Below are 21,119 nucleotides of genomic sequence, written 5' to 3' on the forward strand. Positions count from 1 at the left end.
CCTCCCCGCGGCGACTGCTCTGCCGGAGCCGATTAATAGCATGGATCAGTTGTCCTCATAAATACATAGAACCATCCTCTCCGGATGTAAATCAGGCCGGGCGACAGCCCGGCCTGACTCAAAAAACGGAAAAGAAAAACCGCCGGGGCTCAGGCCTCGACCGATTCGACCACATGAGCGCCAGCCCCCGAACGGGTATGGAAAACCGTCGGCATATGCCCGAAACGCTCCTGATAGCGGGTGCAGGCATCCTTGGCCGAAGCCTCGGAAAAAGTCCCGTCGGTCACGACCATAACGGCCCCGCCGAAGCCGCCACCGGTCAGGCGGCAACCATAGACACCCTCGACCTGGCGCAGTTCGTCCACGAGGAAGTCCAGTTCGTCGCAACTGTTTTCGAAATCGTGGCGCGAGCTTTCATGCGAGGCCAGCAGCAGGCCGCCCATGCGCTTGAGGTCACCGTCGGTCAGTGCCGAAGCCATTTCACGCACGCGCATGCTCTCGGTGATGACGTGGCGCGCACGCGCCAGGAGGCTTTCGGACAACTGCCCGGAAACGCTCTCGAGCTGGGCGAGGTTGGCATCCGCCAGGCATTCCAGCTCGGGGTACTTCACCTTGAGGATGTCAAAGGCTTCGAGGCATTCCTTGTGCCGTGTGGCGTAGAGAGAGTCCAGCAGGGCATGCTTTTTCTGCGTATTGAAGACCCAGAAATGCACCCCGGCAGGCATCGGCACCCGCTCAAAGGTCTCGGTCTTGCAGTCGATCTTCACGATGTGGTTCTCCTCGCCGAAGGCGCTCACCCCCTGGTCGAGAATCCCGCAGGGCATCCCCACAAAGTTATTTTCCGCCTCGCGCCCATAGCGGGCCATCTGCTTGCGATCCGCCTTGAAACCGTAAGCCGAGGAAAAAGCGTAAGCCGCCGACAGCTCAAAGGCCGCGCTGCTGCTCATACCCGCGCCCGAGGGCAGCGTGCTGGCCACCGCCATCCGAAAGCCGCCCGGCATCTTGTAGCCGTGCTTGCGCAGCACGTGAAAGACACCCATCGGGTAGTTGACCCAGCCGTCCGTCCCTTCCACAGGCTTCAAGTCGGTCAGAGGAACGACCACACGGTCGTCACGGCCCTGGCTGACCAACTCGGCCTCATCACCCTCGGTGCGCGTGAGGGCGATCCCCATCACACAGTCCACAGCCAGCCCCATGACGGGGCCACCGTTGTAGTCGGTATGGTTACCGATGAACTCAAGCCTGCCCGGAGCGACGGCCACATGCTCCGGGGCAGACCCGAAGCGTTCCTTGAAGTAATTAACGGCTTCTTTCATGTGCAAAGAAAAAGCCCGCAGTAACTGCGGGCTTTCTCAAGTCTAAAATTTCGGGACAGATTAGAGGACGGCCTTCAAACCGGCGCCCGGCTTGAACTTGACGGTCTTCGAAGCGGCAATCTTGATCTTTTCGCCGGTCTTCGGGTTCACGCCGGTACGGGCAGCGCGCTTGGTCACGGAAAAGGTGCCGAAACCGATCAGTTGGACGGCCTTGTCCTTCTTCACGCCCTTCTTGATGGCGTCGATGAAGGCGTCAACCGCACGTTCGGCCTGAGCCTTGGAGGTGTCTTTACCGAGTTGCTTTTGCACTTCGATAACAAGCTCTGCTTTATTCATATTAATGTATAGGTTTTGGATGTTTACGGTTTGAGAATACGAGGGTGATTACGTAGATGCGAGCTAGGCACCGTCAACCTTAATCTTGGTCCGATCCCTGTTTTTTTGCCGGTTTGACGGGGGCTGAGGCCTTTTCTGGCGGGGGATCGGTCCAAACGCCCCCCTGCCTCCCCCTGACCATCAGCCTCAGGAGGTGGTCCATAGCCTCAACCTGCTTAATATTACGTTCGAGGGCAATCTGCTCCGAACGTTTCCATAACTGACGGGCCATCGTGAGGGCCTGTTCGGGGGGCGCCCCGAGGTTCTCGCAAAGGCGCACGAGCGACTCTAACGGCTCACTCATCAGGCCAGTGCCTCCCCGACTTCAACCACACCCTCATCGGCGAGCACGAGCACCGCCCCTCCTTCCAGGGAACGCTTCTTCAGCATCGCCAACCCCAGTACCTTGCCATCGCCCGCCGCCGCCGAACGCACCTCGCCGACCGTCCGGCCTTCGCTGTCAAGGACTTGCGCCGGGAAAGCGGATGGCAACGCCGCCAGCTTCACCCGGAAAAGCGCCCGCTGGGTCCGCCCCATCGCATCGAGCCGGGCCATGACTTCCTGCCCAAGGTAGCAGCCCTTATTAAAAGATACGGCGTCTTTTTCCAACCCACCCTCTTGCGGCAGATCTCCCGGCCCGATATCCATCGGGACGGCCGGGATTCCAGCCACGATCCGCTCGAAGGCGAGAGCGTCGGCACTGATTCCGCAACTCGCGCTCTCCCCCTCCGGCAACCCGCGCAGCCAGAGTGTTTCCCGGCACGAGCGCACCGAGCGCCTCCCCGCAAAACTCAGCCCGGCGGCAAACGGGCGATCCCCGATGCTGCCCGCGCCCGACTCACCCCCCGGCCCCTCTTCCTGGGCGACAAAAGTCCCGGCAACGGGCACTTCGGCGGCAGGCAGGCCGATTTCGACCAGCAGGCGGGCCTCGGCAGTCAGGTCCTCGATCTCCACCTCGTCGGCGATGATGTTTTCTTCAAGCTTGGCAGCCAGAAGGTCTGCGGAGCAGAAATAGCTCAGCAGCACAAACTCCTCCGCCCCGAGGACGAAAATCAGGCTGTCGGCGTGGACCTTGCCCTTACGGTCGAGCCACAGCCCATAGCGAGTCTGGCCGGGGGCGAGCCCGCGCAAGTCATTGCTGAACTGGCTTTGAAGGTAGGTCGGAGCGTCTTCGCCGCTCACGCGGAGCACGGCGGCGGGGCGGGTCTGGGCAGTGAGAGCGTCAGGCATGGGAAGGATGAAAAGGGCTTGGCGGGGCCGGATTTAACCAGCACGTCACAAGAATAGCCTTGAAAAGACCCGCTTCGTCAAACGTGATATGATGTTTTTCGAAAGATCCACAATGGAGCCCTGTAAGGTCACCGACATCAATATCGCCGCCACGCGGGAACTTCCCGCCCCGGCACAATTACTTCAGGAGATCCCCCGCACGGAGGCGCAGCAAGACTTTGTCGCCGCCGCCCGGCGCGAGATTCACCGTATCATCTTTGGCAACGACAAGCGCCTGCTGCTCGTCGTCGGCCCGTGCTCGATCCACGACATCGCCGCCGGACGCGAGTACGCCCGCAAGCTTGCCAAGCTCTCCGAGGAGGTGCGCGAGCGCATCCTCATCGTCATGCGCGTGTACTTTGAAAAGCCGCGCACGACCGTCGGGTGGAAGGGGCTCATCATGGACCCCTACATCGACAAGAGCTACAACATCCCCGCCGGCCTGCGCATCGCCCGGGAGTTTCTGCGCGAAGTCATCGACCTGGGCCTGCCCACTGCCACCGAGCTGCTCGACCCGATCACCCCGCAGTACATCGCGGACCTGATCTGCTGGTCGGCCATCGGCGCGCGCACGACCGAGAGCCAGACCCACCGGCAGATGGCCTCCGGCCTGTCCATGCCGCTCGGGTTCAAGAACAGCACGGACGGCTCCATCGAGGCCGCCGTCAACGCCATCAACGCCGCCAGCCGCGAACAGACCTTCCTCGGCATCGACCAGCAGGGCCGCGCCGCCTCCGTCACCACCAAGGGCAACCCGGACTGCCACCTCGTTCTGCGCGGCGGCAAAAACGGCCCCAACTACGACGCCCAGCACGTCACGGATTACCTGGCCAAGCTCAAGTCCAGCGGACTCGTCCCGGCGCTCATGGTCGATTGCAGCCACGACAACGCCTGCAAGGACTACACCCGCTACCCCGAGATCCTGGCCGATGTGGTCAGCCAGCTCAGCCAGGGCCAGGACGGCATCATCGGCGCCATGGTCGAGAGCAACCTCAACCCCGGCAGCCAGAAAATCGTGATCGGGGAAAAGATGGACTACGGCGTTTCCATCACCGACCCCTGCGTGGGCTGGGATGAAACCGAAAAAATGATCCGAAGCACATTTAAAGCGTTGGAAAATCGCTTTTCTCTCGCCTAAATCAAATCAGCATTCATTATTGAACCCCGTCTTCGCAATGAGCGCAACTAATGTCATCTACAAAGGTAACCCGTATAGAAGCAAAACCATGAGCAAAGCACCCATTCGTGTCGCCGTCACAGGAGCCGCCGGTCAAATCGGCTACGCTCTCCTCTTCCGTATCGCCTCCGGCCAGATGTTCGGCCCGGACCAACCGGTCGCCCTCAACCTGATCGAAATCGAACCCGGCATGAATGCCCTCAAGGGTGTCGTGATGGAGCTTGAGGACTGCGCCTTCCCGCTGCTGACCGACGTCGTCCAGACCTCCGACCTCAACGTCGGCTTCAAGGACGTCAACTGGGCCCTGCTCGTGGGCAGCGTGCCGCGCAAGAAGGGCATGGAACGCGCCGAACTGCTCGGCATCAACGGCAAGATCTTCGTCGGCCAGGGTAAGGCCATCAACGACAACGCCGCCAAGGATGTGCGCGTGCTCGTGGTGGGTAACCCCTGCAACACGAACTGCCTGATCGCCATGCAGAACGCCCCCGACGTCCCCAACGACCGCTTCTTCGCCATGACCCGCTTGGACGAAAACCGCGCCAAGAGCCAACTCGCCCAGAAGGCCGGCGTACCCGTGAGCGCCGTCTCCAACCTGTGCGTGTGGGGCAACCACTCCCCGACGATGTTCGCCGACTTCACCAACGCGAAGATCAACGGCAAGCCCGCCACCGAAGTCATCACCGACAAGGCCTGGCTGGAAGAAACCTTCCTCCCCGTCGTCGGCAAGCGCGGCGCGGCCATCATCGAAGCCCGTGGAGCCTCCTCCGCCGCTTCGGCCGCCAACGCCGTGGTTGACACCGTGGTCAGCCTGACCACCCCGACCGCCCCCGGCGACTTCCACAGCGTCTGCGTCTGCTCCAAGGGCGAATACGGTGCCCCCGAAGGCATCATCACCTCCCTGCCGATCAAGTCCGACGGCACCAAGTGGGAAGTGGTCAAGGGCCTTCACCTCAACGACTTCGCCAAGGAAAAGATCGCCGTCTCCATCAACGAGCTCACCTCCGAGAAGGAAACCGCCATGGCCGCCCTCGCCTAAAGCGAGCGCCCCACGGCACCTGATCCAAACAACTTCCGCGGCCCCGCGCCGCAACCTTTTCAAGCCCGGTCAATCGACCGGGCTTTTTTATGGTTGGTAAGTACTCATTAAATCATCAAACAGCGTGAAATACATTCGAACATCCCCCTGATCGGTTGAAAACAAGCTATCCCTTGTCAATTGAACAAGAAGACGGTCTTCATATTCAACGCCCCCTTGCGATAACAAGCTGCTGATTTCCAAGTAAGCAGCTTCCGCTAACTCTACGTTCTCGCTCAGAGAGGAAAAAGGATCACGATTTAGAATTCTGTTCTGATAGGTCAGAAACTCTGGGTCCTTACGATAACGACGAACAACTTCCAATACTTGCGTTGTCCATTGAGCGGGAAGTCCCAGCTTAGTCTCAAAATAACCTTCTACATATCCATCAACGTCTCCGGCACTTAACTTCCCACTCTCCATCTCTTGACGCGCGACAAACAACGGAGTCAATTGGGCAAAGAAAGCATCCAACCCGTTTACAAAAATCTCATAATCCTCTGAGCCCGGCTCCGGAAACTCAGGGAAACGTTCGCGAAGATCCCAAAGTATCCGAAAAACTCGACCATCCATTGCTCCCAGCTCTGCCGGTGTCTGAGGAATTATGATCGGCGGCAACTCTCTCCAGCTACGGTTCATCGCTGACGTAGTATCAGTCACTTTCGCGTTCTCTTGCACCAGCTCCGCCTCCAGCGCGATGATCCGCGTCTCCAGTTCGATGTTCGGGTTGAGGGTCTTCGTGACGACAACCTGCTCCTTTCTGGTCACGACTTCCGGACCGCGGGCCAACAGGTAGCCGACGGCAACGAGAAGGCCGAGATTCAAGAAGAGGCTGAGCGCGAACAGGGGTTTCATCGCTGGATATGAGCTATCACAATCCGCACATGCCCTTCAATCGCAAATAACCGCTCCCTCTCCCCGATGGTGGCGACCCAGTTTTGCTGCGCATCGAAAGTGCAAGCTGCGCTTGCCGCGGGTCTGGGCTGCGTAAGCCCAGAAAAAAACCTCCCTCCCCCTGTTCCTAAAAGTCTCTGCGCCCGTCGAGGGCGCTTTTGAGGGTGGCGGAGTCGGCGTAGGTGATGCCGCCGCCGCTGGGCAGGCCAAAGCCGATGCGCGAAAGCCGGATGTCCGCGCGCCCGGCCAGGAGCTCGTCCTGGATGTAGTGGCAGGTAGCCTCGCCCTCGATATCGTTGGACAGCGCGAGGATCAGCTCCTGCACCTCGCCCTCCTCGATCCGGCGGCGCAGGCTGGCGAAGTTCAGGTTCGACGGGCCGACGCCGTGCAGCGGCGAAAGCTTGCCGTGGAGCACGTGGTACACGCCGCGATAGACGCCCGAACGCTCAATCGCGAGCAGGTCGGGGACGGTTTCGACAACGCAGGTCACCTCGCGGTGACGCGCCGGGTCGGCGTAAATGGCGCAGGTATCGGCCTCGGTCAGATTCCCGGTGATCGGGCAGCGACGCAGGTTGGCGGCGGCCTGCCGCAACGCCTCGACCAGCGGCTCCAGCCGCTCGGGCTTTTCCACCAGCAGATGCAGCGCGATCCGCTCGGCCGAGCGATAGCCCAGACCGGGCAACTGCTTCAGAAGCTGCTCCACCTTTTCCAGAGATTCCGACATGACGTAGGCAGGGAAACAAACACCCGCACCGGGGGCTTGTCACGTCATTTATGCGGGGAGCAGCGGGCGAACCATCAGCCGGGAACCCTCGCCGTAGCTGGCCAGGATTTTCTCCAGCACGGCAACATCCAGCCCCTCCAGCTCCGTAAAGCCCTGTCGATCCCAGTAGCCGCCCGCCTGCGCCACGGAAACCAGCGACAGACACTCGAACCCGGCGGTCACGGCCATCTCGCTGATGCTTGCCAGCATACGGACGGCAGTACCGGCCCCGCGACAACGGGCGAGCAGAGTGATGTCGTGCAGGTAAAAACAATCCGGCTTCGGCAACTGTGCCGGAAAAGGCCGGTCATTTTCCGGACAAGTCCCCAGCAGCCACGGAAAGGCCAGCGCGTAGCCGACAAGCTCGTCCCCTTCCCTCACCACGAGGAAAAACTCGCCAAAGCGCCCGAAACGGTCCTCAAACACAGCCCGTGATTCGAGCAGGTGCGGCTCGAAAGACGCCTGCTGGACCTGGATCGCAGCCGGGATGTCCCCGGCCCGCATCGCGTCGATGATAAGCGGTACAGCCATGATAGCAGAATGTTCCCGCCGCGCATCAGTGGCCGGTCAGGCAATTCCGGCAAGCATCGGACAAGAAAACGCCCACTGCCGGTTGCCGGAGGCTAGACAGCGCCTCCGGCAACCACAGGGCGGTAAAACGAGAGAAAATGGCTAAATGATTGAATGGTTAATCGTTGTTTCCGGCGTTCAGCGTTCAGCATTCAACAATTAACCATTAACAATCAGCCATTTAACTAAATATGGATCGCTTCGCCGTGGGTGGCGGCAGCGGCTTCCATGAGGGCCTCGCTGAGGGTCGGGTGGGCGTGGATGGTCCCGTGGATTTCCTCCCAGGTGGCTTCCAGTTCCATGCCCAGCGCGTACTCGGCGATCAGCTCGGTGGCTTCATGCCCGGTGATGTGCGCCCCGAGGATTTCGCCATCCTCTTCGGCCACGATCAGCTTGACGAAGCCGTCTGACTCGGCGGCGGCCACCGCCTTGCCGGAGGCGGTGAAGGGGAACTTCCCGATCTTGTACTTGATGCCCTTTTCCTTCACGTCGCGCTCAGTCATGCCAATGCTGGCGACCTGCGGCTGGCAGTAGGTGCATCCGGGGAAGCGCTCCATCGGACGCGGTTCCCCGTGGCCGAACATGCCATTAACAGCCTGCACGGCCTCGTAGGTGGCGACGTGGGCGAGCCAGGGCGGTCCGATGATGTCGCCGGCGGCGTAGATACCCTTGACGGAAGTGTTGTAGTGGCGGTCCACCTTGATGTACTTGCGGTCCATCTCCAGCTTGACCTTCTTGGACAGCAGGCCGTCCATATTGGCCTGGACACCGATGGCCACGAGCAGGCTCTCGGCCTTGAGCGGGGTGATCTTGTCGCCCTTGACCGCGTCGAGGGTGACGCCGTCGTCGGTCACGGCGATATTTTCAGCTTTGGTGTCGGTGTGGATCGTGACGCCCTGCTTCTTGAAATCGCGCTCGACAAACTTCGACACCTCGTCGTCCTCAACCGGCAGGACGTTCGGGAGCATTTCGACAATAGTGACCTCGCAGCCGAAGGAGTTCATGAAGTAGGCGAACTCCATCCCGATGGCACCGGCCCCGAGCACGATGCAGGACTTGGGCAGATCGCGGCGGTCGAGGATCTCGCGGGCCGTCATGACGCGCTTGCCGTCAGCCTTGAGGCCGGGAAGCATGCGGGCGCGACACCCGGTGGCGACGAGGACATTCTTCGTGGAAAGGATCTTGCCCTTGTCCTCGCCGTCGGTGATCTCGACCAGGCCGGGGACGTTGATCTGGGCCTTGCCACGGATGTACTCGACCTTGTTCTTGCGGAAGAGGAACTCGATGCCCTTGGCCATCTGGTTGGCGACGCCGCGCGAACGCTCGACGACCTTCGCGAAGTCCACCTCAATGCCTCCGACCTTGAAGCCGAAGTCCTCGGCGTGAAGCATGGTGCGGTAGAGTTCGGCGCTCTTGAGCAGGGCCTTGGAGGGAATGCAGCCCCAGTTCAGGCAGGTGCCGCCCGCGCGTTCCATTTCAACGCAGGCCACTTTCTTGCCCAATTGCCCGGCGCGAATAGCGCCCGCGTACCCGGCGGGTCCGCCGCCGATTACTACCAGATCGTATGTCGGTTCGTCTGCCATAACGGTATTTCTTTGTAAAAAAAGGGAACTAAAGCCGCATTCGGGGTGCCCGTCAATGCCGCTTCGGGCTTGTCGCAAAATAGGAACCCCGCTCCCCTGCCCTGTGAACGCGTTTGCAGGCGGGATTCAGGGACCGACGCCAGCCCTCAGATGTCGATCACATCGTCGTCGTTGCCGGAGAGGTTTTTGCGCGCGGAGGAGTCCGGACCTTTTCCGGGAGGGCCGGAACGCCGGACCGTGACCTTGACCCGGCTGCCGCCGACGAGAAGGTTAGCCGCGAGGCTGACCAGGCTGATGACCAGCGCCACCCAGAGCGCCGACCAGAAAGAGGCCAACTGGAAGCCCGGCACGACCGCCTCGACCAGCAGGAGCACGAGGGCATTAATCACGACCAGCCCAAAGCCGAAAGTCAGCACGACAAAGGGCAGCGCGAACAGAATCAGCACCGGCCGAATAACGAGGTTGAACAGGCTCAGCAGGAGCACAACCAGCACGAGCGTCCCCCGGCTGTCGTAGTGCACACCGTCGCTCAGGCTGGAGGCGATCAGCACCCCAAGTGCGATCAGCACCCAGCTTTGCAGGAGCTTGACGAAGTTGATCTGGCCTTTGCGCGCGGGTCGGTTATCCACGGGCAGACTTTCGCACGGCTTGGACGAGGACGCAACCCCGCAGTCCGGTTCATTCCTCGGAAGCCGACGAGCCGATCCCGCGGAGAATGCGCATCGGATAGGCCTGTGTGCCGTTAGTATCCTCTTCAGCGGAGTCGTCCGCATCGGCGGTCTTGAGCACCAGCCACACCCGGTAGTACAGAGGCTGCGTCAGCACCCGCGGACTGGTCAGGTAAACATTGCCAGGCCCGGCGTTTAACACGGTCGTCAGCATGAGGTTGGTCGCCGCGCTACCGATTGCTTTACGGTAGCGAACCAGTGCGCTCGGAAACACCGGCTCCATAATCTTCCCCTCCGGATCGAGAAAATAGACCCGCAGGTTCGTCCCGATGAAACGCAGGTTGACCGTGCCGGGCACCTCTCCTTGCAGTGGGAAGTAAATACCGTCTTCCGGCAGCTCATCCCCAATCTCAAGCGCATTGATATCAACCGCTTGCGCATCTTCAGCCACAGCGTGGTAACCGGTCACAAAAAAACAGACAAGACCGAGAAGCAGGAACCGGATCATGCGGTCAACCCTAGCAGGGCTCTCCCCTGCCCTCAAGCGCGAACTCATTTGCCAGTCCCGGTTGACAGAATTTTGATAAAAACCCTTAATGCCCTGGCTCAAAGGACGTTATAAATAAACCTGAAAATGTTTCCAGAAACCGCACCTAAAGCACTTGTCCAAAGCGCCGTTGTGACGATATTATTAGTATAGAAATTTTCGTCAGTTTCAGTATTCACGTCATGGTCCGAACCTCCATCGCCAGTCGCCTCTTCCACGCAACCGCTCACCTCGCAGCTTGCGTGGCCTTGGCCTGCACCCCCTTTACCCTCCTCGCCAACAACGGAAATGGCAATGGGAACGGCAACGGCAATGGCAACAACGGCAGCAGTTCCAACGTTTACAACTGGGTAGGAAGCCCTTGGTACAACGGTTGGTCCCAAGGCTCCAACTGGGCCGGGGGCACCGCTCCGCCGTCGCAGTACGACGACCCGGCGGCGGCCAATACGATCATGAACTTTGGGACGGGCACCTCCTCCTTCAATGACGGGTGGATCCATACCCAGAAGGAAATCCACTTTCTGGACAGCCTCGGAAACTCGACTTACACGATCAACAACAACTCCTCCGTCAAGATCTTCAAGTTTACCAACGCCCCGGTCATCAGCGTCGATCATACCGGCACGGCGATTATCAACAGTGGCGTGGACTTTCAGGAAAATATCCTCATAACCGGCAACAATGGCGGCACCCTGAATATCAATGGTGCGATCAACAAAGGCTGGCAATGGGAGCCGGTCGCCCCCACCGGCGGTATCACCAAGGAAGGTAACAGCACCCTCATCCTGAGCGGCTCCGAGTCCAACAAGCTCAACAGCCTCACCATTGAAAACGGGACCGTCGTGCTGAACAAAACCGGCGGAGCCACCGCCGCTTCCGGCAATATTTCCATCAACGGCGGCACCCTCTTGCTGGCCTCCTCCAACCAGATCGCCGACAACACCACGATGAACCTGAACGGCGGCACCTTCGCCACCGCGGGCAATTCCGAGCGCCTCGGCACCTTGACCCTCTCCTCCTCCTCGACCATCGACCTGGGCCAGAGCGGCACGGTCAACTTTGCCGACAGCAGCGGCACCTCCTGGAGCGGCAGCCTCGTCATCACCAACTGGAGCGGCGACTCCTCCGGCGAGGGCAACGGCTTTAGCCAGATCTACTTCGGCACCGACGCCAGCAGCCTCACGGCCGACCAGTTGAACTCCATCACCTTTGTCAACCCGGACGGCTACAGCCCCGGCATTTACGGCGCGAAGCTGCTCGACAACGGCCAACTCGTCCCCTTCTCCAGCTTTTCGGTCATCCCCGAACCCAGCACGGTCATGGGCGGCATTCTGATGACGCTCGGCGCGGCCTTCCTCGGCTGGCGACAGTGGCGCAAGAGCCGGGTAGCAGACCCACACTCTTGATATCCGATCCAGTCAAAGCCTGTCCGGGGCAAAACCTTTCATTGTCATCAGCCTGTTACCGCCAAAGCATTGTTCAACGGCCAACTCGATACCGGGGATTGAGCGCTGGGAATCCTGAGATCATTGATTTTCAGAACCTTATCCCTGTTTCAGCATGCATTGGCACGGAGGGACCAATGCCGGGGTGGATGGTAAGGAGATACGAACTTTCGTTACGCGATCGAAACCACAAGGGGTAGGCACGCAGTGCCGTAGCACAGCCCCTCAATCGGGTCAAGCGCCGAGCGCTTGTGGCGGAGAGGGAGGGATTCGAACCCCCGGTCCCTTGCGGGACAGCGGTTTTCAAGACCGCCGCAATCGGCCACTCTGCCACCTCTCCTGATTGAAGGGGCGCAAGCTAGCGGATTTTTCTCGGAAGGGAAAGGGCAATTTTTCACCGGACAGGAGACTTTCCAGGCCTGTACTCCTACGCCCCTCCCCCCTGCTCATTGCCATTAGTCACGCCCGGCAGCAGACAAGGCGCCAACATCCTCTCTCCCACGCAAGGAGAGGTAAACAAAGGCAGTTCAGATTTGCCAGAAATGCGGTCGTGGGCATAATTAAGAAGCAGACATGTCCGACTGTTGCTCTCATCATAAAAAAGAGGAAAAACCGGCCGCCAGCGAAGCTCCCGCCAAGAAGCCTTGCTGCCACGGACATCACGGCGACGCCCACGCCAGGCACCACCACGGACCGCAAAAGCCCGCCGGGCCAGTCATCCCAGGGGTGACGATGTACATCTGCCCGATGTGTCCGGGCGTGCGCCAGGCTGGGCCGGGCGTGTGCCCCAAGTGCGGCATGGCGCTCGAACCCGAGGACGCCAGCGCGGGCGACGAAGCGGCCCGGGAAGAGTTCCGGGCGATGGCGCGGCGGTTCTGGGGCTCGCTCGTTTTCAGCATTCCGGTCTTCCTGCTGGCCATGCTCCCGATGGCCTGGCCCGGCATGAACGACCTGCTCCCCCACACCGCCAACCGCTGGGTCCAGTTCATCCTGACCCTGCCGGTGGTCTTCTGGGCGGGAAATTTCGTCTTCACGCGCGGGTTCAAGTCGCTGCAAGGCTTCAACCTGAACATGTTCACACTCATCATGACCGGCGCGGGTGCGGCCTTTATCTTTTCGACCGTCGCGTTGCTGACTCCGGGGATTTTCCCGGACTCGTTCCGGGGGCACGGCGGCGAGGTCCATGTCTATTTTGAATCGACCGCCGTCATCCTCTCGCTCGTGCTCCTCGGGCAGATGCTCGAAGCCCGCGCCCGTGGCCGCACCGGCGAGGCGTTGCGGGCGCTCATGGACCAGGCGGCCAAGACCGCCCGGGTCGTCCACGACGACGGCAGCGAGGAGGAAATCGACATTGCCAACGTCGAGAAAGGCATGTGGCTACGCGTCAAACCAGGCGAAAAGGTACCCGTGGACGGCGTCATCGTAGAGGGCGGCAGCTCGGTGGACGAGTCCATGCTCACCGGCGAATCCCTCCCGGTGGAAAAAACGGTGGATGACACTGTAACCGGCGGCACACTCAACGAGCGCGGCTCATTTATCATGCAGGCGGAGCAGGTCGGAGCCGACACCGTGCTGGCCCATATCGTGGCCCAGGTCGCCGAGGCCCAGCGCAGCCGCGCCCCCGTCCAGGCCGTGGCCGACAAGGTGGCGGGCATTTTCGTGCCGGTGGTCGTCGGCATCGCGATTATATCCTTTATCTGCTGGGCGCTCTGGGGTCCTGCCCCTGCCCTCACCTACGCTTTTGTCAATGCCGTGGCCGTGCTCATCATCGCCTGCCCCTGCGCGCTCGGGCTGGCCACTCCGATTTCCATCATGGTCGGCGTCGGACGCGGCGCGACTGAGGGCATCCTGATCAAAAACGCCGAGAGTCTGGAAAAGCTAGAAAAAATCGACACCCTCTGCCTCGACAAGACCGGCACCCTGACCGAGGGCAAGCCCGCCCTGACCGACCTTGCCGCCGTCGGCGAGGTCGGGGAGGATGAGGTGCTGCGTCTGGCCGCCTCGCTCGAACAAGGCAGCGAGCACCCACTGGCCGCGGCCATTGCCAACGCCGCCCGCGAGCGCAAGCTCGACCTGTCCAAAGCCAGCGACTTCGAGTCCGTCACCGGCGGCGGCATCAAGGGCCAAGTCGACGGCTCAGCCCTCCGGGTCGGCAACGAGGAATTCGCAACTGGCGGAAGTTCCCTGCCAAAGTCACTGGCAGACAAAGCCTCCACCCTCAGCGCCGAGGGCAAGACGGTCATGTTTGTCGCCCGGGGGGAATCTGTGCTCGGCTTCATTGCGGTGGCCGACCCGATCAAGACCACAACCCCCGAGGCGGTCAAAGCCCTTCAGGCGCGCGGCATCAAACTTGTCATGCTCACCGGCGACAACGAGGGCACGGCCAAAGCCGTAGCCGGCAAGCTCGGGATCGAAACTTACCGCGCGGGCGTCAAGCCCGGCGACAAAATCGAGGAGGTCAAGCGCCTGCGCCAGCAAGGCCGCCGTGTGGCCATGGCCGGGGATGGGGTTAACGATGCCCCCGCCCTCAGCGCGGCCGATGTCGGCATCGCCATGGGCACGGGAACGGACGTGGCGATGGAGAGCGCCGGGGTCACACTGGTCAAGGGTGACCTGCGCGGCGTCGAGCACGCCATCGCGCTCAGTCACACCGTCATGCGCAACATCCGGCAGAATCTCTTTTTCGCCTTCATCTACAACGGCGTCGGCGTCCCGGTGGCCGCGGGCATCCTGTACCCCTTTATCGGGGTGCTGCTCAACCCGATGATCGCCGCGCTCGCCATGAGCCTGAGCTCGGTCTCGGTCATCACCAACGCCCTCCGGCTCAAGTCCACGCCGCTCAAGCGCTAAGCGCCAGCGCCTCTCAACGCCCCCTTCCACGTGTCCCGCCGCCGCCTGCCGCCACCGCCCAAGGAACACCTGCTGGTTGACGGCTACAACCTGATGCACGCCTGGCCGGAAACCCGGCGGCTGTTGAGGCGCGACATCGACGGTGCCCGCGAACGCTTCCTCGATACGGTGCGCATCATTCACGACATCGGCGGCGTGCGCACGACCGTTGTTTTCGACGGGCGCGGACTCAAGCCCGAGGTCGAATATCCCGGCGGCGCCACGACCTTCGCGGTGGTCTTTTCCCCGGCCGGACTCTCCGCCGACGGGGTGATCGAGCAACTTGTCGCCAAGGCCAAAGACCCGACCACCTGCTCCGTCGCCACCCGTGACAACCTCATCGCCGAGTCCATCCGCGCCTCGGGCGCGGTTGTACTGACTCCGCAGGACCTCATGGACTGGGTGGACCGCTGCGCACGCCAGCAAGCGGACACTCTCCGCCAACAACGCCGCAAGCAGCGCCAAACCACCCCCGACCCCAGCCCCTGGGACATCCTCCCCTAGGCAGGGCGCAGCCCTGCACCCTCGGTGCTGCGCACCGTGATGGGACTCCACCCCAACGGCAGGGCATGCCCTGCACCCTCGGTGCTGCGCACCGTGATGGGGCTCTGCCCCATCGGAGCCAGAAAGGCTCCTGCCCCGTGAGTGGTACGACTCGCCCGACGAAAAAATACCTGCGTCGGAACAAACAAGACATGCCTTTCGCGTGCCGGGGTAGTCGCCTTTTGCACATCGGGGTAACTGATAAGACAGTACGGGTTTTCGTTGCGCCCCCCTGATAGCGTGGGACATAGCGGAGTTCGTTTAAGTCGGCGACAATCACCGTGGCCCATGCCGCCGCGTTGGCGGTGGCATGAGTGATCCGACAGGATCACAGCTGCAGGACTCTGTCCTGCGCCCTCATTGTCCTGTGCGGTCACGCACAAAAAACCTCCGCCCGGATTGGGCGGAGGTTTTTGGAAAAAGAGTGCGAACCTGAGAAATCCGAACGAGAGAAGTTACTCAGCCTTGGGGGCTTCGGCTTCCTCGTTTTCTTCGATCGGGTTTTCGGAAACGACTTCCCACTCGAACTCGACCGTGACTTCGGGGTGAAGCTTCACCTTGGTGGCGTGCTTACCGAGGGCCTTGACGGGCGTGTAGAGGTTGAGCTGCTTGCGCTCCAGCTCGACGCCTTCCTCGGCCAGGCGGTCGATGAGGTCCTGAGCGGTGACCGAGCCGAACATCTTGCCGCCTTCGCCCGTCTTCACGGCGATGGCGATGCTGACCTTTTCGATCTTGGCGGCCAGTTCCTGAGCATGGCCCAGTTCCTTGGCTTCGCGCTCGGCGCGGCGCTTCTGAAGGGCGTCAATGTACTTCTGGTTGGCGCGGTTGACCGGCAGGGCCAGCTTGCGCGGCAGCAGGAAATTACGGGCGTAGCCAGCCTTGACGGTGACCTGGTCGCCTTCGCCACCGAGGCCGGTTACGGGCTCGAGAAGGAGGATGTCTGTCGTTGCCATTGGGAAATATAAATCGGGTTGAGTAATCTACTGGACCGGAATTAGCGACCGGAACGGCTGGCGCGGCTGGCCTCGACGAGGCGCTTTTCCTTCACCTTGTTGGCCTGCTTGCCGATACGGCCACGCAGGTAGTACATGCGGGCACGCATGGTGACGGATTCACGGTCCACCTCGATCTTGTCGATGTTGGGGGAGTTGACGGGGAAGACGCGCTCAACACCTTCGCCATAGGAGATACGGCGGACGGTGAAGGTCTCGGCGATACCACGGCCCTTACGGCAGATCACGATACCGGCAAAGATCTGGATGCGTTCCTTGTCGCCTTCGCGCACCTTGGTGTGGACGCGCACGCCGTCGCCTACCTTGAACTTGACGAGGTCGGTCTTGAGTTGGTCTTTGGTGATGTCTTCGAGAATCGCTTGCATGGCGAAAGGTGTGTGTTCTGCGTATCCGGGTGAATACAAAATTAAGGGTTTAGATCAGGTCGCCGGAGGCGGGTCTGTCTCCTTCTCTCTTCCTCTCTCCAGCGTTCGATGGCTGCGTGGTCGCCGCTGAGCAGGACCTCCGGAACCTTCATCCCGCGGAACTCCGCCGGACGCGTGAATTGAGGAAAAGTGAGGAAATTGTCGTTGAAGCTGTCCTGCGTCAAGGATTTTTCTTCACCTAAAACACCGGGAACCTGCCGGGCCACGCAGTCGATGAGAACCGCTGCCGGGAGGGTGCCGTTGGTCAGCACGTAGTCGCCGATGGAAATCTCGCGGTCCACGAGCGCATCGCGGACCCGTTGGTCCACCCCTTCGTAATGCCCGCTGATCAAGAGCAGGTGCGGCTTTTCGGACAATTCGCGGGCCAGCGGTGTGGAGAGCGGCTCACCGTCCGGACAGAGGTAAATTGTGGTTGTCTCGGGGGTGCGGATCTCCTCGATGGCGGCGAAAAGCGGCTCGGGCATCAGGAGCATCCCGGCCCCCCCGCCGAAGGGGCGGTCGTCCACGCGGTGGTGTTTATCAGTGGACCAGTCGCGCAGATTGTGGATATTGATAGAGAGCAGTCCATGCGCCGAGGCCCGCCCGAGGATGCTCTCGGTCAGGAAGCCTTCCGCCATTTTCGGGAAAAGCGTCAGCAGGTCGATACGGCTCAGCATGGTGAACTACTTCTTAAAAAAAGTCCGGGCGGGAAACAAAAAACGGCTCCTCGTTAAGAGAAGCCGTTCGGTGCCAAAAAAGACGTTAATTAAGCCTGCGGCTGTTCGCCTTCGGCGGCTTCGGCCTTGGGTTCCTCGGCGGCAGCGGGAGCTTCTTCCGCCTTGGGGGCGGCGGCTTCGGCCTTCTTGGCCGGCTGCGGGGAGGGCACGGAGGCGACCAGGCCGGCTTCGCGGCGGGCACGGTTGATCAGCGTGCGGGCGGTGTCGGAGGGCTGGGCGCCCACGCCGGTCCAGTAGTCCACGCGATCGAGTTTGAGCTTGAGCTCGACGTCCTGGCCGCGTGCCTTCGGGTTATAGTGGCCGAGAACTTCGGCGTGGCGGCCGTCGCGGCGGTGGCTGGACTCGGTCACAACCATGCGGTAAACCGGCGCGTGGGAAGCGCCGTGACGCTGCAATCTGATTCGGAGTGCCATGTAAAAAGTATCCTCTTATCTACGGGTTCTTCTGGGAAAAGCAGGACAAAAAAGGCTTTTTACCCCGTCCTGTCAACCTTTCTTATCCACCTTTTTAAATTGGCCCATAAAATGTTGCCCTCGGTGGCTCGCTAAACATGCGTATTTACTATGGATGAGAAAACCGAAACCGGGGCTCCGGCCAAGCCTAAACTGCATCCGCTGGTCGCCAAACTGCTGTGGCCGCTTGTTATCATCGGCGCGGCCGGGTTTGCCTGGTTCGGGTACGTGGAGGTGCAAAAGGAGCGCACCCGCGTCACCACCGACAACGCCGAGGTCAAAAGCCTGGTCGTAAAGATCTTCTCTCCCGAGCAGGGCTACGTCACCGCCGTGCAGGCGCAGGAGAATGATCTGGTCAAGGCCGGGCAGCCGCTTGTCCAGCTCGACGACAATTACTATCAGTGGGAGGTCCAGCGGGCGCAGGCGAACTTCGACCTCGCCCAGACCAAGCTCGGCACCGGCAGCCAGCCCGGGCTGAGCGCGGCCCAGCTCCAGAGCGCCGAGGCCAATCTCCAGCTCATTAACGCCCAGCTCAAGCAGGCTCAGGATCAGTTTGAGGACGCGCAGCAGGCAGTTCAGGACCTGCAGGCGAAGAAGGACAAGCCGGGCTTCAAGCAATCCGACCTGAGCAAGGCGCTCACCACCTCCGAGTCCTGGCAGGCCAGCGTGAACACGCTGGAAAAGCAGTCGCTGTTCGCGCAGAAACAGGTGGCCGAAGAACAGGCCAACCAGCGTCTGGGCAATTATAACCTCGACCAGGCCAAGGCCGAACTCGAACAGGCCCGCCTGCGCCTGGCCAACACCGTCATTCGCAGCCCCATCGAAGGCTATGTCGCCCAGAACAACATCAGCCCCGGCGTCCTCCTCCAGTCCAACCAGTACCTGATGGCCGTCATTTCCCGCTCCGAGACCTGGATCACCGCCAACATCAAAGAGAGCAAAATCGAACGCATTCAGGTCGATTACCCGGTGATCATCACTCTCGACGCCTTCCCCGGGCAGACCTTTTACGGCGAGGTGGAGAGCATCAGCCCCGCCGCCGGGTCGGAGTTCGCGCTCATCCCGCGCAACAACGCCTCGGGCAACTTTATCAAGACCGAGGCCCTCATTCCGGTCCGTATCCGCGTCCTCGACCCCGACCAGAAAGCCCGCCTGCTGCCGGGCATGAGCGCGACCGTCACCATCATGACTGACCCGCTCGACAAGAAGGACAAGAAAGTCGCCGCCTATTTTAAAGCCAAAGCCGAGATCGACGCCCGCGCCAAGAAACAGCCCGCCGCCGCTCCCGCGCAAACCACCAAGACCACGCCCTCCCCCACTGCCAAGCAACCGGACGGCCCCACCACCACCGACGCGGCAACTTCGGCCTCCGCTCCCTCGGAGGGGGCCGCTTCTCCGACCGCCACCCCCCCGACAACGGCCCCTCACCCAGCCGCAGCGACACCAGCGGCGGATGCAACCGTCATCACGTCCCCCGTGGCACCCGCCACCGTTCCGGCCACCCCTTCTACTAATACCGACACACCTGCCAACACCGCGCCCGGCGTTCCCGCCCCGGAGGCCCCCGGCACAGGCGCGGACAACCAATCCCCCGGCGGCGACACCGGCACCCCCGCCCCGGCGGATGAAGACGCCTCGGCGACGACAGCTCCTTCGGCGGCGACTTCCGCCACTGACAGTCAGGCGGAAAAAGTCGCCGAACGGCACAGCCGCGGTCCCGTTGGCACTGACGGACGCTGATTTCCGGACGGACACAACGGGGACATGGACAAACAACCGCAGGCCAGCATCTACGGCGAGAACGGCCATCCGCTGCGCTACGTGATCGTGGCCGTGGTTACGCTGGCCTCGTTTCTGGAGGGGCTGGACGCGAGTATTATTACCGTCTCCCTGCCCGACATGATGGGCACCCTCGACGCCTCGCTGGAGCAGATCAGCTGGGTCTCCAACGGCTACCTGCTGGCCAACGTCATCATCATCCCCATGACCGGGTGGCTGGCCCAGCTCTTTGGCCGCAAGCGCTACTTCAACGGCTCGCTCGTGCTGTTCACCTTCGCCAGTCTCATGTGCGGCCTCTCCGGCTCGCTGACCGAGATCATCATCTGGCGCGTGCTTCAGGGGATCGGCGGCGGGGCGCTCGTGGCCACCGCCCAGGCCATTATTTATGAGGTCTTCCCACCCCGCGAGCACGCCCGCGCCATGTCGCTGTGGGGGCTGGGGCTGATGGTCGGCCCGGCCATGGGCCCGGCCATCGGCGGGTACATCACAGGCATCCTCTCGTGGCCGTGGATTTTTTACGTCACCGTGCCCTTCGGGGCGCTGGCCGTGGTCATGGTCTCACTCGTCGTGCCCGAGTCCCCCTACCGCGAGAAGGTCAAAAAAATCGACCTGCAAGGGCTGCTCCTGCTGACCTTCGCCATCGGCTCGCTCCAGTACATCCTGGTCAAGGAAAGCTCGCTCGACTGGGGCTTCCTGGGCAACGGCATGAACCTGGCCGTGCTCTGCGCAGCCAGCGCCGTGATGTTCGTGCTGCGGGAGTTAAACATCCCCTATCCGGTGGTTGACCTTCGCATCCTTAAAAACATCCAGTTCACGGCCTGCTGTATCTTCAGCTTCATGCAGGCGCTGTGTACACTGGCCATCGTCTTTGTCACCCCGATGCTGTTGATCGACCTGATGGGCTTCTCGGCCCTTGAGACGGGGATGATCATGTTCCCGGTGGCGGCGGGCACGGGGTTGAGCATGTACATCGCCGGCAAAGTCGCCCACCGCATCAACCCCTACGCCCTCATTCTGACCGGGTTGGCCATTTTCTTTTTCGCCATGTTCAAGTACAGCACCTTCAGCTTTGACACGCCGAAGGCCGACCTGTACCTGCCCTTCCTGCTGCGCGGGATCGGACTGGGGGTGATCTTCGTCCCGCTCAACGCCCTGGCCGTGGCCGACCTGCGCCCCGAACAGCAGGCCAACGCCTGCGGCCTGCTCAACCTGACGCGGCAGTTCGGCAGCGGGGTGGGCATCGTGATCGCCGCCAGCGTACTGGGCAAGATCAAGGCCAACTTCGAACTCGTGCTGGCCAACGCCGTCGTCCCCACCCAACCGGCCTCCATCGTCACGATGAGCAATCTTGAGCGCCACTTTATCGCGCTCGGGGTTAGCCCCGACACGGCGCAACTCTACGGCCTCAAGACCATCGAGTACGCCAACAACCTCATCGCCAGCAGCCTGGCCTTTGAGCGCATCTTCGCCATCTTCGGGCTGAGCCTGGCCTGCGTCATCCCGCTGCTCCTGCTCATGCGCAAGCAACCCGCCTCCGGCAAGCCCACCCCCGCCCGACACTGAGAGCGGGCGCACGGAACCGGAAGCCCTTGAGACAAGCCAGTCGCCCCGGCTGAATCC

The 21,119-nt window shown here is 61.6% G+C and carries 20 protein-coding genes and 1 tRNA gene; 7 read left to right on the forward strand and 14 right to left on the reverse strand.

The features are described 5' to 3' along the window. Positions 1 to 149: 149 nt before the first annotated feature. From galK to ygfZ, 3 genes are all read right to left on the reverse strand, one after another. Positions 150 to 1,316, reverse strand: coding sequence for a galactokinase (galK, locus tag H5P28_RS03710; protein ID WP_185674369.1), 1,167 nt, complete (start codon positions 1,314 to 1,316; stop codon positions 150 to 152). Positions 1,317 to 1,376: 60 nt separating this feature from the next. Continuing rightward, on the reverse strand, positions 1,377 to 1,652 hold the full coding sequence (locus H5P28_RS03715; RefSeq protein WP_185674370.1) for an HU family DNA-binding protein: 276 nt from the start codon (positions 1,650 to 1,652) through the stop codon (positions 1,377 to 1,379). Between the two features lie 342 nt (positions 1,653 to 1,994). Then, on the reverse strand, positions 1,995 to 2,921 hold the full coding sequence (gene ygfZ, locus H5P28_RS03720) for a CAF17-like 4Fe-4S cluster assembly/insertion protein YgfZ (protein WP_185674371.1): 927 nt from the start codon (positions 2,919 to 2,921) through the stop codon (positions 1,995 to 1,997). A gap of 112 nt (positions 2,922 to 3,033) precedes the next feature. On the opposite strand from ygfZ, the gene H5P28_RS03725 reads away from it, so the two are divergent. Beyond that, on the forward strand, positions 3,034 to 4,098 hold the full coding sequence (locus H5P28_RS03725) for a 3-deoxy-7-phosphoheptulonate synthase (RefSeq protein ID WP_185674372.1): 1,065 nt from the start codon (positions 3,034 to 3,036) through the stop codon (positions 4,096 to 4,098). 88 nt (positions 4,099 to 4,186) lie between these two features. Further along, positions 4,187 to 5,173 (forward strand): malate dehydrogenase, encoded by a 987-nt coding sequence (locus H5P28_RS03730; protein WP_185674373.1) that lies wholly within the window; start codon positions 4,187 to 4,189, stop codon positions 5,171 to 5,173. A gap of 87 nt (positions 5,174 to 5,260) precedes the next feature. Here H5P28_RS03730 and H5P28_RS03735 read toward each other — a convergent pair whose 3' ends face one another. The 6 genes from H5P28_RS03735 to H5P28_RS03760 form a co-directional block, all read right to left on the reverse strand. Beyond that, the gene (locus H5P28_RS03735) at positions 5,261 to 6,067 is read right to left on the reverse strand and encodes a hypothetical protein (RefSeq protein WP_185674374.1); all 807 of its coding nucleotides are present in this window, start codon (positions 6,065 to 6,067) and stop codon (positions 5,261 to 5,263) included. Positions 6,068 to 6,233: 166 nt separating this feature from the next. After that, a complete protein-coding gene (gene recR, locus H5P28_RS03740; protein ID WP_185674375.1) occupies positions 6,234 to 6,830 on the reverse strand; it encodes a recombination mediator RecR in 597 nt (198 codons plus the stop codon). Between the two features lie 48 nt (positions 6,831 to 6,878). Next, the gene (locus tag H5P28_RS03745) at positions 6,879 to 7,400 is read right to left on the reverse strand and encodes a GNAT family N-acetyltransferase (protein ID WP_185674376.1); all 522 of its coding nucleotides are present in this window, start codon (positions 7,398 to 7,400) and stop codon (positions 6,879 to 6,881) included. Positions 7,401 to 7,624: 224 nt separating this feature from the next. Then, positions 7,625 to 9,022 carry a dihydrolipoyl dehydrogenase gene (gene lpdA, locus H5P28_RS03750; RefSeq protein WP_185674377.1) on the reverse strand — a complete coding sequence of 466 codons (1,398 nt, stop codon included), beginning with the start codon at positions 9,020 to 9,022 and terminating at the stop codon, positions 7,625 to 7,627. Between the two features lie 146 nt (positions 9,023 to 9,168). Next, positions 9,169 to 9,651 (reverse strand): phage holin family protein, encoded by a 483-nt coding sequence (locus H5P28_RS03755; RefSeq protein WP_185674378.1) that lies wholly within the window; start codon positions 9,649 to 9,651, stop codon positions 9,169 to 9,171. Between the two features lie 49 nt (positions 9,652 to 9,700). Beyond that, entirely contained in the window at positions 9,701 to 10,198 is a 498-nt protein-coding gene (locus tag H5P28_RS03760) for a hypothetical protein (RefSeq protein WP_185674379.1), read from the reverse strand. Positions 10,199 to 10,419: 221 nt separating this feature from the next. Here H5P28_RS03760 and H5P28_RS03765 point away from each other — a divergent pair, with 221 nt between their 5' ends. Further along, positions 10,420 to 11,643 carry a PEP-CTERM sorting domain-containing protein gene (locus tag H5P28_RS03765; RefSeq protein WP_185674380.1) on the forward strand — a complete coding sequence of 408 codons (1,224 nt, stop codon included), beginning with the start codon at positions 10,420 to 10,422 and terminating at the stop codon, positions 11,641 to 11,643. Between the two features lie 291 nt (positions 11,644 to 11,934). On the opposite strand, the gene H5P28_RS03770 is transcribed toward H5P28_RS03765, so the two are convergent. Further along, a tRNA-Ser gene (locus tag H5P28_RS03770) sits at positions 11,935 to 12,022 on the reverse strand. Between the two features lie 233 nt (positions 12,023 to 12,255). On the opposite strand from H5P28_RS03770, the gene H5P28_RS03775 reads away from it, so the two are divergent. Beyond that, positions 12,256 to 14,532: a copper-transporting P-type ATPase gene (locus H5P28_RS03775; protein WP_221773349.1), complete on the forward strand. Its 2,277-nt coding sequence runs from the start codon at positions 12,256 to 12,258 to the stop codon at positions 14,530 to 14,532. Between the two features lie 30 nt (positions 14,533 to 14,562). Beyond that, entirely contained in the window at positions 14,563 to 15,075 is a 513-nt protein-coding gene (locus H5P28_RS03780) for an NYN domain-containing protein (protein WP_221773350.1), read from the forward strand. Positions 15,076 to 15,569: 494 nt separating this feature from the next. Here H5P28_RS03780 and rplI read toward each other — a convergent pair whose 3' ends face one another. The 4 genes from rplI to rpsP all read right to left on the reverse strand — a co-directional run bounded on the left by rplI (position 15,570) and on the right by rpsP (position 17,681). Beyond that, positions 15,570 to 16,067: a 50S ribosomal protein L9 gene (gene rplI / locus H5P28_RS03785; RefSeq protein WP_185674381.1), complete on the reverse strand. Its 498-nt coding sequence runs from the start codon at positions 16,065 to 16,067 to the stop codon at positions 15,570 to 15,572. Positions 16,068 to 16,108: 41 nt separating this feature from the next. Next, positions 16,109 to 16,492, reverse strand: a complete 384-nt coding sequence (gene rplS / locus H5P28_RS03790) for a 50S ribosomal protein L19 (RefSeq protein WP_185674382.1) — start codon at positions 16,490 to 16,492, stop codon at positions 16,109 to 16,111. A gap of 41 nt (positions 16,493 to 16,533) precedes the next feature. After that, positions 16,534 to 17,208, reverse strand: coding sequence for a tRNA (guanosine(37)-N1)-methyltransferase TrmD (gene trmD, locus H5P28_RS03795; RefSeq protein ID WP_185674383.1), 675 nt, complete (start codon positions 17,206 to 17,208; stop codon positions 16,534 to 16,536). Positions 17,209 to 17,297: 89 nt separating this feature from the next. Then, positions 17,298 to 17,681: a 30S ribosomal protein S16 gene (gene rpsP, locus H5P28_RS03800; protein WP_185674384.1), complete on the reverse strand. Its 384-nt coding sequence runs from the start codon at positions 17,679 to 17,681 to the stop codon at positions 17,298 to 17,300. Between the two features lie 150 nt (positions 17,682 to 17,831). Between rpsP and H5P28_RS03805 the strand changes: the two genes are divergently transcribed. Then, a complete protein-coding gene (locus tag H5P28_RS03805) occupies positions 17,832 to 19,460 on the forward strand; it encodes an HlyD family secretion protein (protein ID WP_185674385.1) in 1,629 nt (542 codons plus the stop codon). 24 nt (positions 19,461 to 19,484) lie between these two features. After that, positions 19,485 to 21,062 (forward strand): DHA2 family efflux MFS transporter permease subunit, encoded by a 1,578-nt coding sequence (locus tag H5P28_RS03810; protein WP_185674386.1) that lies wholly within the window; start codon positions 19,485 to 19,487, stop codon positions 21,060 to 21,062. Positions 21,063 to 21,119: the final 57 nt, after the last annotated feature.

Origin of the sequence: Ruficoccus amylovorans, from assembly GCF_014230085.1 — a bacterium.
In the GTDB taxonomy this organism is placed as follows: domain Bacteria; phylum Verrucomicrobiota; class Verrucomicrobiia; order Opitutales; family Cerasicoccaceae; genus Ruficoccus; species Ruficoccus amylovorans.

Bases quoted from the DNA above. Each gene is read 5' to 3' on its own strand.
- H5P28_RS03810 (WP_185674386.1), top strand. From the start codon at position 19,485: ATGGACAAACAACCGCAGGCCAGCATCTACGGCGAGAACGGCCATCCG.
- H5P28_RS03775 (WP_221773349.1), top strand. From the start codon at position 12,256: ATGTCCGACTGTTGCTCTCATCATAAAAAAGAGGAAAAACCGGCCGCC.
- rplI (WP_185674381.1), bottom strand. From the start codon at position 16,067: ATGGCAACGACAGACATCCTCCTTCTCGAGCCCGTAACCGGCCTCGGT.
- lpdA (WP_185674377.1), bottom strand. From the start codon at position 9,022: ATGGCAGACGAACCGACATACGATCTGGTAGTAATCGGCGGCGGACCC.
- H5P28_RS03745 (WP_185674376.1), bottom strand. From the start codon at position 7,400: ATGGCTGTACCGCTTATCATCGACGCGATGCGGGCCGGGGACATCCCG.
- H5P28_RS03715 (WP_185674370.1), bottom strand. From the start codon at position 1,652: ATGAATAAAGCAGAGCTTGTTATCGAAGTGCAAAAGCAACTCGGTAAA.
- H5P28_RS03805 (WP_185674385.1), top strand. From the start codon at position 17,832: ATGGATGAGAAAACCGAAACCGGGGCTCCGGCCAAGCCTAAACTGCAT.
- H5P28_RS03760 (WP_185674379.1), bottom strand. From the start codon at position 10,198: ATGATCCGGTTCCTGCTTCTCGGTCTTGTCTGTTTTTTTGTGACCGGT.
- ygfZ (WP_185674371.1), bottom strand. From the start codon at position 2,921: ATGCCTGACGCTCTCACTGCCCAGACCCGCCCCGCCGCCGTGCTCCGC.
- H5P28_RS03725 (WP_185674372.1), top strand. From the start codon at position 3,034: ATGGAGCCCTGTAAGGTCACCGACATCAATATCGCCGCCACGCGGGAA.
- rplS (WP_185674382.1), bottom strand. From the start codon at position 16,492: ATGCAAGCGATTCTCGAAGACATCACCAAAGACCAACTCAAGACCGAC.
- H5P28_RS03765 (WP_185674380.1), top strand. From the start codon at position 10,420: ATGGTCCGAACCTCCATCGCCAGTCGCCTCTTCCACGCAACCGCTCAC.
- rpsP (WP_185674384.1), bottom strand. From the start codon at position 17,681: ATGGCACTCCGAATCAGATTGCAGCGTCACGGCGCTTCCCACGCGCCG.
- recR (WP_185674375.1), bottom strand. From the start codon at position 6,830: ATGTCGGAATCTCTGGAAAAGGTGGAGCAGCTTCTGAAGCAGTTGCCC.
- H5P28_RS03730 (WP_185674373.1), top strand. From the start codon at position 4,187: ATGAGCAAAGCACCCATTCGTGTCGCCGTCACAGGAGCCGCCGGTCAA.
- trmD (WP_185674383.1), bottom strand. From the start codon at position 17,208: ATGCTGAGCCGTATCGACCTGCTGACGCTTTTCCCGAAAATGGCGGAA.
- H5P28_RS03735 (WP_185674374.1), bottom strand. From the start codon at position 6,067: ATGAAACCCCTGTTCGCGCTCAGCCTCTTCTTGAATCTCGGCCTTCTC.
- galK (WP_185674369.1), bottom strand. From the start codon at position 1,316: ATGAAAGAAGCCGTTAATTACTTCAAGGAACGCTTCGGGTCTGCCCCG.